The following is a 12,642-nucleotide window of genomic DNA, read 5'->3' as shown; positions in this document are numbered from 1 at the left end:
AACAAGCCCACTACTAGTGGATGAGCACCGCTCATATGTTCGATTATACAACAAATTGGTTGCTCTTACCATCCCCAAAAGGGGATACCGAGCAACGCCGCCTTTCATCCCACGATTCAAACCATGGGCTTTCAGACGGCTTTTTCCGTAAACGGTTGGGCGAGTCGGATACGCGGAGACGATCCCTTTTGTGGCGGGAAAACGACTGTCTCCGCGTTCACTGAATCATTACAACGTCATCGCCCCGAAGCCGCCGTCCACCCGGATCAATGCGCCGGTCACAAAACCGGACGCCTTTTCCGAAGCCAACCAGACCGCAGTTCCTTTTAACTCTTCGGGATTGCCGAAGCGGGCCATCGGCGTGTGGCGCATGATCGCCTCGGTTCGTTCCGGGGTGAGCAATTTCCGGTTCTGCTCAGCGGGGAAAAATCCGGGGATGATTGCATTGACCCGAACCCGGTGAGGGGCCCATTCCCGCGCCAGATATTGTGTGATATTGTTGATGCCCGCCTTGCTCGCCGAATACGAAAACACCTTGGACAGCGGCGGTCCCGACGAAACGGAGGAGATGTTGATGATACTGCCGCCTTTCCCGCTCTCAACCATCCCTTTGCCAAACACCTGGCAAGCCATCACAACACTTTTCAAATTGACGCTCATGATGTAATCCCATTCTTCCATGTCCAGATCAAAAAACGGGGTGGATGCATTCACCCCCGCGGCATTGATCAATATGTCGTATCCGCCGGCCCATTCACGAATTGAACGTTCCAGCTCCTGAATGCTCTCCTTCACCGTCACTTCCACAAAAAACGCTTGTCCATCTCCACCTGCGGCTTCGATTTGCTCCAACACGCTCCCCGCTTTTTTCTGGTTGCGTCCGGCGATGGCCACGCGTGCGCCGTGTTCCGCCAATCCGACCGCCATGGCACTGCCCAATACACTGGTTCCTCCGATCACCACCGCCGTTTTCCCTGTCAGATCAAACAGGTTCCCCATGTATCTCACCATCCATCCATGAAATTTCCCTGTTCGTCAAACTGCATCGGTTCGGGTTGAGACAACACTTCCACATCCGGATGCCGCTCGGCTTCCGGCAACAGCGTCTCCGAAATCCGAATTTCCCCCAGATGCAGGGTATCCCGGATGCGAACCAGTTTCACCCGGTACGGATCGAGGATGTTGCAAGTCTTGACAGCGGCTTGAACCGCCAACCGATCGTTGGGCAATGTGGTCGGAATCTTGGTCGGCGCGACGACAGTCGAAGTCAATCCGTTGGCGTAAGTGGCAGTTTTGTCCATCCGGTCCACCAATCGTTGTGTGGTAAAATCGGCCGTTCCGACACCGTTGGCGTTTCCCCCTGTCTCGGGCGTCAAATCCAGCACCACCATTTTGTTGACCCGGGGTCCTCCCTGGGCGTAGGGAGTGGGATAACGTCCGGTAATATTGGGGTCCATCCCGTCCCCGCTGATGTTTTTGCCGATCCGGTCGATCACCAGCACGTCCAGATCGGGAAACAACAGCCGCGGCATGCGGGATTTGGCCATTTCCAACAGCGAAGGTTCCCGAGTTTCGATCCGTTCGGACAACACCACTTCCACATGGCACAATTGGTCGTATGCGTTTTCCACCAAGGCCACCCCGAAGATGATCGGCAAACGGGCGATCAGGACACGCCCCATGGCCACGATGTTTTCCGCCATTTGCCCAAAGCCCAGCCGGTGACACGCTTCCGCCCCTTTCTGCTTACCCAAACCGATGCTGATCATTTTCATCAGACCGCTTTCAATCTTGGCGCGGAAGGCCGTATGCGGTTTGACCCGGTTGATCACCACGATCGCATCCGCTTCCGCGGCAGCCCTGTCGGCATAAACCGGCAATCCGTTGGGCAAGGTGTCCACGCGCACCACATCCATCGAGGAGCGGATCGGGGCCCCCACCGTCTCTTCCCTGATGCCCAATTTGGCCAGCACTGCCCGCTGTCCCTCCGCAGTGGCCCCACCGTGACTGCCCATGGCAGGGACGATAAAGGGAGCCGCCCCCGCCTTCCGCAGTTCCGCCACAACGACGCGGGTTACTCCGTCAATCTCGGCGATGCCGCGACTGCCCACCGCCACGGCGACCCGTGCCCCGGGAGAAATGCGCCCTCTCACGTCCGGTTGCCGTAACTGCTGAATCAGTTCCCGTTCCCAATCCTCCAAGCGTGAATCGTCAAACCGTTGCCGAACGCTCACCATGCGGGGAAGCGGCACATCCCGCAGCAGTTCTTCCAATACACCCACGCGGGCACCTCCTGCCTGATCATGGTCGTCTTTTTTATTTCATTGTAAGTCTATGGTTAGATGATTTACAATATTTAGATTGATGAGATCGGAAAAGAGCGCGTTTAGCCAAAATCGGATGACCTTACTTGAGCGTGTCTGACAAATCCGTGAGGGAGCCAATCCTTTCCTGGGGAATACATACGTCTCCGGTGTTCCAACACTTCCTGTTCTGAACCAGGGGAAACCCCCCCGACTCTTGATATTTCACAGCAGCCCTCATCCGTCAGGGGAACACTGGTCCTGCAACTGCTTCATCTACAGATGCTCCAGCAGTTGAACAGTACATCGCAGTCCAGTTTCCGTTTATCATGTTTTCCAAATGAAATTGGTTGATCTAATATATTGCTTGGGGCAAAAAAACAATGGAGGGTTTACCATGTTGGCGTTTTACAGAATCCGATTCCAAGCTTTGAGTCACTAATTTATGAATCGTGCTCAAAGCCCTACCTGTGTGTAGAGTGAATCGGGATTAGTATGCCTATTTTCAGGTAAACCCTGCCATTCGCATACGGTTGTCAAGGGGGGGCATTTGCCCTCCTTTTTTGTGATTGATGTGCGATTGCCCGAGAGTCCGGCGACCCGTTCCAATCGGACCGGGATCAGTCGGTCATGTTGATGTTGATTCATCCTCCGTTTGCTCCACACAGGTAGGTTTCGGAACGGAGGATGAAAAATGAAGAACAAACGCCAACGGCAACATCATAAAGAAGGAAGTAATTTTCCCGGCCAACACCTGATGCACAGCAAACGATTGACCCAAAGCTTGGTGGAAATGGCCGGGGTTGAATCAAACGAACTGGTTTTGGATATCGGAGCGGGAAAAGGTGCGTTGACCCTGCCCTTGGCGCAAAGAGCGGGAAAAGTATGGGCCATTGAAAATGATCCGCAGTTTGTGGAGAAACTTCGCGAGAAATTCGGCAAAGCAAAAAATGTGACCATTATCGCCAAAGATTTCCTGCAAGTGAATCTTCCAAGAAAACCCTTTTGCGTGGTGGCCAGCATCCCTTACTCCATTACAACTCCCATTCTGGGAAAACTGATGGATCAGCCTACAATCCCGATGAAAAAAGCCTTACTCGTCATTGAAAAGGGAGCGGCCAAGCGGTTTACGGCCAGTCCGGTCATCCGCCCGCGCATTTTGACATGGCGAATGTATTTTGACTTGAAGATGGAGCAAACATTGCCACCCCATCATTTTTCCCCGCCTCCCCGCGTGGACTCAGCCGTTTTGTTTATCAAAAAAAAGACGAAACCTCTTATCCCTGATTGGTGCCACGCACTGTTTTTATCGCTGGCATCTTATGGTTTGAAACGGGCTGAATGGCCGATGGACCAAGTACTGAAAGGTGTATTTACAGGACCGCAGATCACCCGCCTGGTCAAGGAATTAGGAGTTACAAGGGATTGTCCCATCGGTTGGTTGAGAGAAGAACAATGGGCAACCGTTTTCCATTCCATGATCCGTTATGTCTTGCCATACCGCTGGCCGAAAAAGAAATGAACGAATGAAATGCAAGAAAAAAGGCTTTCTCTGGTTTGGAGAAAGCCTTTTTTCTTTTAAGGGGCGCCACCAAGGCTCTTTTTTTCGCTTGACCACTTCGTGGGTGGTGACAAGACGGAAGGTCATCTTCTACAGACACATTACCTTGACACACACAGTAATGTGGTGTAAATTATATTCCGGGAGGTAGGGATTATGAACAGCACAATTTCAACGGACCTGATCCGTGGTCATACCGACACGGTCATTTTAAACATCCTTCGCCAAGGTGATAGCTACGGATACGAAATCTACAAAAAAATCATCAAGCTAAGCGGTAACCGGTATGAATTAAAGGAAGCAACCCTGTATACAGCTTTTCGTCGATTGGAGCAAGAGGGTTACATCGTCTCCTATTGGGGGGATGAAACGCAGGGAGGCAGACGCAAATATTATCGCATTACCGATAAGGGTAAAGAACACTACGATCAACGCAAAAAAGAATGGAACTTCGCAAAAGAGGTTTTGGATCAATTGATAAAAGGAGGTCTCAATGATGTTGAACAATAAAAATAATAATGATACAAAAATAAAAACATATATTGACAATCTATTTTCGGGGGTTGGAGAAAGTCAACAGCTTTTTGACTTAAAGGAAGAACTTGCCACGAACATGAAAGAAAAAATTGCAGATTATCAATCCCGAGGTATGGATGATGAACAAGCTTTTAAAGAGGCTGTCATTTCAATGGGTGATTTGAGTGGTCTGGTGGATGAAATGCGCAAAGTTGGACAGGATATGGCGAAGCAATCGGTTTATTCCACGATGACAGCACGTATTTCAACTGCCGGAATCGTTGCTGGAGTCTTACTTGTATTGTTTGGGTTGCTCACATCGGCAATGTTGTATTTCATGAACCTGCCTGCACTGGAGGTTTCGGGCGCCGGTATCTTCATCGTTGCAGGTGGTGCGTTATTGACTTACAGTACATTGACAAGAGAAACACGCAAAAAATACGGGATGAATAAAATACGCGCTGCACTCTATGCGTTGTCCATCGGATTGATCCTTTTCAGTCTGTTTGTAGGGATCACCACACGTTTCTCCACCGGTGAAACTTATACTGCAATTTCTTCGTTCATGGTGTTCTTCTTGGCAGGTTTCGGATTGTTTTTATTTCTTATACTGACGGGAACTGATCGACGGAAGGAGAAAACCTGAGCGAGAGAGAGAAATGTTGATCCGTAACATTTGAACCACTCTGAAAGAGAGTGGTTTTTTTTGTGTCCGTCAATATGGGGCTTCAGCAAAAAGTGCCCGACCTGGCGCTTGGTGACGGCCACCGAAGTACCGGACACCGGGTACCACCTCGCAGGAGAATTACCCAGTCCGGCCGAGATGCTTTGAATCAAAAAAGGGCACACTCCCCAAAAAAAGGGATTGACATTGACGTATACGTAAAGGTGTACAGTGATGGTGTCAGGAGGTGAACACATGGAATACACCGTGCAGAAGCTGGCCCGTCTGGCAGGAGTCAGTACCAGAACGCTTCGGTATTATGATGAGATCGGGATTTTGAAGCCGGCAAGAATCAACTCGTCTGGATACCGGATCTATGGTCAGGCGGAAGTCAACCGTTTACAGCAAATCCTGTTTTACAAGGAATTGGGGGTCAGTCTCGATGTGATAAAAGAAATCGTCACTTCCCCTTCCTATGACGGGGCCAAAGCGCTTCGGGAACACCGTGAACAACTCCTGGCCAAAAGAAAGCGGTTGGATGTTTTGATCGCCAATGTGGAAAAAACAATTGCTTCAATGGAAGGGAGAATCATCATGACCGATCAAGAGAAGTTTGAAGGTTTCAAGCAGCAGATGATTGACGAGAACGAGGCGAAGTACGGGAAAGAAATCCGTGAGAAATATGGCGATGATGTCGTGAACCGATCCAATGAAAAACTGAAGAACATGACGAAAGAAGAGTATGAAGAGGTTACCCGACTGGCGGATGAAGTGCTGGCGACACTTGCCGAAGCGTTTGAAAATGGGGACCCTGCCAGCGACATTGCGCAAAAAACCGCTGAGTTGCATAAGCAGTGGCTGATGTATTTCTGGGGCGAATACAGCAAAGAAGCGCATGCCAACCTTGCCCAAATGTATGTGGATGACGAACGGTTCAAGGCATACTACGAAAAGCAGCCCGGTATGACCGAATTCCTGAGAGACGCGATTCACATCTATACAGGCGTTACGAAATAGATAGAGGTTCCGGGAAAGCAAATGGACGGTATGACTGGACACGACCTGAAAAAACCGGGCGCTATGGCCCGGGGGCCTCCCTGGGCGTAAGGAGTGGGATAACGTCCGGTAATATTGGGGTCCATCCCGTCCCCGCTGATGTTTTTGCCGATCCGGTCGATCACCACGATCGCATCCGCTTCCGCGGCAGCCCTGTCGGCATAAACCGGCAATCCGTTGGGCAAGGTGTCCACGCGCACCACATCCATCGAGGAGCGGATCGGGGCCCCCACCGTCTCTTCCCTGATGCCCAACTTGGCCAGCACCGCCCGCTGTCCCTCCGCGGTGGCCCCGCCGTGACTGCCCATGGCGGGCACAATGAAAGGAGCCGCCCCCGCCTTCCGCAGTTCCGCCACAACGACGCGGGTCACGGCATCAATTTCGGCGATGCCGCGGCTGCCCACCGCCACCGCGACCCGCGCTCCCGGGGAAATGCGTCCACTCACCTCCGGTTGCCGTAACTGTCTGATCAGTTCCCGTTCCCAATCCTCCAGGCGTGAATCATCAAACCGTTGCCGAACCCTCGCCATGCGGGGAAGCGGCACATCCCGCAACAGTTCCTCCAATACGCCCACGCGGACACCCCTCCCAATCTGTTTGTGCCATCTCTTTTTTATTGTAAGGGTTTGGGAAGTATATACACAATATTTTGATTGTTTATGATCAGAAAGGGGTGGAGTGGAAGCGTAATATTCCAATTATACAATCCGGTATAGATACTTTTTACAGGTGTGAGAATCTATGGTTGCCCGATTTTGGCGCTACATCGACCTACCTGTCCGGTAAAATACGAACAGACCCGGTTGGATTGGGAAGCCACATCGCAGAGCAGGCAGATTGGAGAATCGATAGAAAGCGCTTCATCCTTACCAAGTTTGTAGAAGAGAGAGTGAAGTCCTTTCAATCGGATCATTGAAAACCATTCAATCATGTTTTCAGGGAAATCATGAATCTCCCATACAGTTTTGATCATAGGTCGCCATCGACCTCCTCATTAAGGGGAATATTAAAAACCGGGCGCTATGGCCCGGTTTCCTCTCCCTATTCCTCTTTCGCCACCCATCTCCAGATCACGCTTTGGAAATCCCCCGTCAAGTCCGGGACGGCCAGCCCCAGATGCATCAATTCGTCCCCTCCGTATGTTTGTCCGTCTCCGATCAAAATGTAGTCGCGTTCGGGGTCCAACCCTTTCAGTCGCAATCGCCTCAGGGGAGCATTGGCCTCCGCCAACACCCGGTAGTAAAAGACGATCGCCTCCCGCCGGTCTTCGGAAACAAACATCCATGCCGCTTCGTTGCCTTCAAAGGGGTTTTTCAGCCGATAAAAATCACCGAACTGGATCAGGGGCCGGATTTCTTTGTACAGGGCCACCTGTTGCTTGACCAGCTTCTTTTCTTCTTCCGTCAGCTTCGTCAGGTCCATCTCATACCCAAAGTTGCCGGCCATCGCGACATCCCCGCGCATCTGCAACGAGGTGACGCGGTGCACTTGATGGTTGGGTACAGCGGACACGTGAGCTCCCATGGTGATCGGCGGATAGACCATACTGGTTCCGTACTGGATACGCAAACGTTCCACGGCATCCGTGTTGTCGCTGGTCCAGGTCTGAGGCATGTAGTACAGGATGCCTGGATCAAAGCGGCCGCCGCCTCCCGAACAGCTTTCAAACAGCACATGCGGAAACGCGGAGGTGAGTTCCTCCATCACGCGATAGAGCCCCAGCATGTACCGGTGGGCCGTTTCCCGCTGTCGCTCCGGAGGAAGTGCCGCCGAACCGATTTCGGTCATATGCCGGTTCATATCCCACTTCACATAGGTGATCGGCGCCGACGACAGGATGTCGGAAATCATTTGGATCACCGCATCACACACGTCTTGGCGTGAGAAATCGAGGATGAGCTGATTTCTTCCCTCGGAACGGGACCGATCCGGCACATGCAGACACCAGTCCGGATGCTTCCGGTACAGGTCGCTGTCCGGGGAGACCATTTCCGGTTCCACCCACAGGCCAAATTCCATACCCAGCTTCCGGATACGTTCCGCCAAATCTTCCAACCCGCCCGGCAGTTTTCTCCGGTTCACAAACCAGTCACCCAACGAGGACGTGTCATCATCCCGTCTGCCGAACCAACCGTCATCCAATACGAACAGCTCGATCCCCAGTTCCTGTCCGGTGCGGGCGATTTCTTCAATCTTGTCGGCGTCGAAATCGAAGTAAGTGGCTTCCCAGTTGTTCACCAGGATCGGGCGGACTTTGTCCCGGTAGACACCGCGGCAAAGACGGCTGCGGTACAATTTGTGGTAGGTTTGGGACATGCCGTTTAACCCTTCGGAAGAATAGACAAGCACCGCCTCGGGTGTCTGGAAGGATTCACCCGGCTTCAGCAACCAGGAAAAATCGAACGGATGAATCCCCATCGACACGCGGGCCGTTTCATATTGATCCACCTCGATTTGGGCGAGGAAATTGCCGCTGTAGACCAGGCTGAAACCGTACACTTCCCCTTGGTCCTCGTCTGCTCCCTGTCGCAGCAGGGCGAGAAACGGGTTCTGCTGATGACTGCTGGCACCCCGCCGGCTTTCAATGGACTGCGTGCCCACGGTGAGCGGCCGTTTGACGATATGCCGTTCCCGGCAATGCGCCCCCGACAACTGCAGCATGTTGAATTCGGCATCAGGGAAATCGATGCTCATGCTGAGCGCCCGCAGCAGTTTCAAATCCTGATTCCCTTCGTTGACAAAACGCACAGAGCGGGTGATCACATTCCGGTCTTCATAGGCGGTATAGGAAAGGATTACCCTCAAGCCGATCAATGAATCAGCCAGTTCCACTTCCAACGTTTCGGCTTCATCGTCCGCTTCCACATAAGTGGACGGCAGTCCGTCCAGTTTTGGCTTGCCGCGAAAAATCCGATGGGAGACATAGCGTAAATCGGTGATGGTCGAACCGTTCTCCAACTGAATGTGATAAGCCGGCGAGCGCAGATCGGTCCGGCCGTATGCGGGGTATTCCTGAGGCAATACATCCAGTGAAAACGTCCGGTCACCGGGGTCCGGATTGGCGGAAAACGACCGATCCTTGAAGGGAATCCGATACGTCGGCTCTTCCGCGCGGATTTTCTTTCCCCAGTACAGGTGGGCCAGATAGCCGTCTTTGATGATTTGCATCACATAACTCGTATCTTTGGCTTGCAGATGAAGGGTACGGCTGGGAGCGTGATAACGAATGCCCATATTCATTCCCCCTCGAAAAATTGTCAGACTATTTCTCCGCTCACCCCGGCTTACGTCCGTCGGCGTCAATGGACATACATATTGAAACGGCTTCTTGTCAACCAAGTGAGGCGCATGAATTTATCCCTTAACCGCACCGGAAGCAAGTCCGCGAATAAAGTATTTTTGCAAAAAGAGGAACAATACAATCGGCGGCAAGGCGCTCAACAATGATCCGGCAGCCACCCATCCGACATTGCTGATGTATTGGCTGAAAAATGTGGACAGCGCCACTGTCAGAGTTTGCGACTCCGTACTTTGCAGGAAGAATACCGAGAATTGATAGTCATTCCAGATGGAGATTCCCGTCAAAATCATCACAGTTGCCGTAATGGGCTTGAGCAGAGGGAAAATGATCCGAAAAAACAATCCCAACCGGCTTGCTCCGTCCACCATGGCCGCTTCCTCCAATTCCCGCGGAATGGTCTGGATGAACCCGGTGAACAGAAAGATGGCCAGCGGCAGTTGGAAGGTGACATGAAGGAGGATGACCGCCCAATAGGTATTCATCCCCCCCAGATCAGCCACCATCTTGTACAATGGCACCAGAATCGTGAGCGGTGGCACGATCATCGCTGAGACAAACAGATTGTACACCCATTTGTTGAGCCGTGTTCGGTACCGTGCAAGCGGATAACTGGCCAACGCACCCAAAACCACCACCAATACCACGGACACGGCGGTGATCACCAGGTTGTTGATAAAGGCGGAACCCATGTTAGCCTGCTCCCAGGCATTTTTGAAGTTATCCAGATTCCACGTATCGGGGAGCGCCCACTTGGAACTCATATCCTCCATCGGTTTGAATGAAGTGGTGAACAGCAGATAAAAAGGGAGAATATGAAAGGCCCCAATCCAGATCATCAGCAAAACGTACACCCAATTGCTTCTGCCTTTCATCATACAACCTCCCTCCGACGCAGAAAGTAAAGCGCCAACAAACTGAACACCGAAATCAGGACAAACATGAGATTGCCCAAGGCAACTGCGTATCCCGCATCCTGGCTGGCGAAGTACAGTTTGTACATCATGGTGGAAATGGATTGGGATGCATAACCGGGGCCGCCTTTGGTCAATGCCATGATCACGTCAAACAGCTTCAATCCCCCGATCAGGTTCAACACGATATTGACGGTGATCGCAGGCATCAGCAGCGGCAGCGTGATATGCCAAAAGCGTTGCCATCCGGAGGCGCCATCCAATTCAGCTGCCTCGTAATATTCCCTGGAAATCGATTGCAGGCCCGCCATATAGATCACCATCGCGATCCCCACATACTGGTAGGTGTTGACGAAAGTGATGATCCAGACATTCCATTTCGGATCACCCAGGAAATTGACCGGTTGTTCCCCAAACAACTGGACGATGTCGTTCAATGCTCCTCCCTGCAGTTGGAAAAAGAAATACCATATATAGCCCATGATCAAGGGGCTGATGATCACAGGCAAATAGACGATCGTTCGAACAATTCCCCGTCCTTTGATGCTTTTATCCAACAACAGGGCATAAGCCAGCCCGATGATGTTTTGAAACAAGGTGCTGCAGATCCCGTAAATCAACGTATTTTGGATGACCGTTCCGATATTGGGATCATCCAACATCCGTCGATAATTGTCCAACCCGATCCAACTGAACGTCTGCGAATACCCGTCCCAGTTGGTGAAGGAAACCTGAATCCCTTTGACAAACGGGTACAGAATAAACACCACAAACAGCACCAATGCCGGGACATACAGCAGATTTAACCAAACGGACGGGTGCGGTTTTTTGCTTCGCCTGATCATGCCGCCGAGTCCCTCCAACTTTTTGTTCCGTTTGATCACGCCTCCGATTTGCATGACTTCACTCCCCTTCATGAGAAACGGGTACCCCCTTTCGGGGGCAACCCGCCATCGTCATTATCTGAGCTGATTTCGAAGGCGATGATATTCTTCTTTCATTCTTTGTGAGTACTGCTGAGGCGTGATGCTCCCGGCCAGGAGTTCTTGTGATAACGTGCCCATGACATCCCACATCCCGTTGGGCAGATATACCCGGTCAAAGTAGGGGAATACGCGGGTATTTTCATATTTTTTATAATATGGGGTGAGATCACCCAAGTCGGCCTCAATGCCCTTGATTCCCGGTGGCAATTTGCTCGTTTCGGCGATTTTTTTCAGGTTTTCGGGCTGGGCGACAAACGCGATGAACTGCTTTGCTTCCTTCAAATGTTTGGAATCCTTCCATGCGCCCAACGTGTACCGCTCCCCGCCGGAGAAGGAGGGTTGATCTCCCGGAACGATGGCCGGTACCGGCATGTATCCCGCATTCAGTTTGGGGTTGATCTGTTTCGCTTGCTCCAGGAAGGAGGGACCTCCCACGGCAAAAGCCACTTTTCCTTGAGCAAACAATTGCGGCAAATCCGTGCTCCTGGCCGTTAATACGTCTTTGTTGATGTAACCCTTCTTATGCATTTCCAGGAACTTCTGCGGCAGGTATGTCCATTTGTTCCAGTCGAACTTGTTGTTCAATAAGGCTTGTGCTTCATTCTTCTTCGGACTGATCAACAGCGGCGTGGCGAACTGGTCGAAGAATTGTGCAAGTGAACTCGATTCTGCACCGTAGAAGAAAAAGGGTGTTACTTGTCCTTTACTTTTCTTTTTGATCTGATCCGCTGCCGCCATCAGCTGATCAAACGTTTGGGGCGGAGCAATCCCGTATTGCTTCAACACATCCGCGTTGTAGGCGATACCGTCTTTGGCTTCGTTGAGCGGAAGCGCATACACTTTTCCTTTTTCGTCAGTCAGTACAGGCCGGATCGTATCCGTCATCTTGGACGCCCACGGTTCTCCCCGCAAATCCGCCAAATACTTGCCGTAGCGGATTTTGGCCCAACCATGCGTGTCAAACACATCCGGCAAATCATTGGCCGCCATCTTGACTTTCAAAATGTTCTCGTAGTCATTTCCGGGAAATTGAAACTCCACTTTGGTATGGTATTTCTTTTCGAATTCTTTCCCGATCTCTCTCAATTGTTGTTTCAGGGGTTCTTCACCGACGGTCATATAGACGGTGATCTTCTTTTCACCGGAATCGTCCGCATCGCTTCCTCCGACGCAACCCGCGGTCAATCCCGTCATCATGAGCAACATCAACGCGACCGACAGAAATTTCTTCATTCTCCTTCCTCCTTTCAAATCGGATAAGTGGAATATTCAGTCTAATCTTATACTTTATTATATTGATTATGTAAGCGCTGTCATATGATCCAATTCTACGATGGAAGCGCT

The 12,642-nt window shown here is 51.5% G+C and carries 11 protein-coding genes and 1 pseudogene; 4 read left to right on the top strand and 8 right to left on the bottom strand.

Annotation, left to right across the window (positions count from 1 at the left end; translation table 11 throughout):
* Positions 1 to 228: 228 nt before the first annotated feature.
* Entirely contained in the window at positions 229 to 999 is a 771-nt protein-coding gene (locus tag JQC72_RS12975) for an SDR family oxidoreductase (RefSeq protein WP_205496342.1), read from the bottom strand.
* Between the two features lie 5 nt (positions 1,000 to 1,004).
* Complete coding sequence (locus JQC72_RS12970; RefSeq protein ID WP_205496341.1) at positions 1,005 to 2,282, bottom strand: nickel pincer cofactor-dependent isomerase, group 22; 1,278 nt, start codon at positions 2,280 to 2,282, stop codon at positions 1,005 to 1,007.
* A gap of 715 nt (positions 2,283 to 2,997) precedes the next feature.
* On the opposite strand from JQC72_RS12970, the gene erm reads away from it, so the two are divergent.
* From erm to JQC72_RS12950, 4 genes are all read left to right on the top strand, one after another.
* Positions 2,998 to 3,825, top strand: coding sequence for a 23S ribosomal RNA methyltransferase Erm (gene erm / locus JQC72_RS12965; RefSeq protein ID WP_205496338.1), 828 nt, complete (start codon positions 2,998 to 3,000; stop codon positions 3,823 to 3,825).
* A gap of 195 nt (positions 3,826 to 4,020) precedes the next feature.
* Positions 4,021 to 4,374: a PadR family transcriptional regulator gene (locus tag JQC72_RS12960; protein WP_205496336.1), complete on the top strand. Its 354-nt coding sequence runs from the start codon at positions 4,021 to 4,023 to the stop codon at positions 4,372 to 4,374.
* The gene (locus JQC72_RS12955; protein WP_302104837.1) at positions 4,361 to 5,026 is read left to right on the top strand and encodes a permease prefix domain 1-containing protein; all 666 of its coding nucleotides are present in this window, start codon (positions 4,361 to 4,363) and stop codon (positions 5,024 to 5,026) included. Before JQC72_RS12960 ends, JQC72_RS12955 begins: the two co-directional genes overlap by 14 nt.
* A 273-nt stretch (positions 5,027 to 5,299) precedes the next feature.
* The gene (locus tag JQC72_RS12950) at positions 5,300 to 6,061 is read left to right on the top strand and encodes a MerR family transcriptional regulator (protein WP_205496332.1); all 762 of its coding nucleotides are present in this window, start codon (positions 5,300 to 5,302) and stop codon (positions 6,059 to 6,061) included.
* Positions 6,062 to 6,132: 71 nt separating this feature from the next.
* Here JQC72_RS12950 and JQC72_RS12945 read toward each other — a convergent pair.
* From JQC72_RS12945 to JQC72_RS12920, 6 genes and pseudogenes are all read right to left on the bottom strand, one after another.
* Positions 6,133 to 6,675: pseudogene (locus tag JQC72_RS12945) on the bottom strand (lactate racemase domain-containing protein); the annotation flags it as partial.
* A gap of 164 nt (positions 6,676 to 6,839) precedes the next feature.
* Complete coding sequence (locus JQC72_RS12940) at positions 6,840 to 7,073, bottom strand: hypothetical protein (RefSeq protein WP_205496330.1); 234 nt, start codon at positions 7,071 to 7,073, stop codon at positions 6,840 to 6,842.
* A 68-nt stretch (positions 7,074 to 7,141) separates the two neighbouring features.
* Positions 7,142 to 9,334 carry an alpha-galactosidase gene (locus JQC72_RS12935; protein ID WP_205496329.1) on the bottom strand — a complete coding sequence of 731 codons (2,193 nt, stop codon included), beginning with the start codon at positions 9,332 to 9,334 and terminating at the stop codon, positions 7,142 to 7,144.
* 120 nt (positions 9,335 to 9,454) lie between these two features.
* A complete protein-coding gene (locus JQC72_RS12930) occupies positions 9,455 to 10,273 on the bottom strand; it encodes a carbohydrate ABC transporter permease (RefSeq protein WP_205496328.1) in 819 nt (272 codons plus the stop codon).
* Complete coding sequence (locus tag JQC72_RS12925; RefSeq protein WP_205496499.1) at positions 10,273 to 11,157, bottom strand: carbohydrate ABC transporter permease; 885 nt, start codon at positions 11,155 to 11,157, stop codon at positions 10,273 to 10,275. The genes JQC72_RS12930 and JQC72_RS12925 overlap by 1 nt, the downstream gene beginning before the upstream one ends.
* A gap of 114 nt (positions 11,158 to 11,271) precedes the next feature.
* Positions 11,272 to 12,531, bottom strand: a complete 1,260-nt coding sequence (locus tag JQC72_RS12920) for an ABC transporter substrate-binding protein (RefSeq protein ID WP_205496326.1) — start codon at positions 12,529 to 12,531, stop codon at positions 11,272 to 11,274.
* Positions 12,532 to 12,642 lie beyond the last annotated feature (111 nt).

The organism is Polycladomyces zharkentensis (assembly GCF_016938855.1).
Taxonomy (GTDB): domain Bacteria; phylum Bacillota; class Bacilli; order Thermoactinomycetales; family JIR-001; genus Polycladomyces; species Polycladomyces zharkentensis.
The sequence above is the reverse complement of the archived record's forward strand: the minus strand, read 5'-3'. Positions and strand labels throughout refer to the sequence as shown.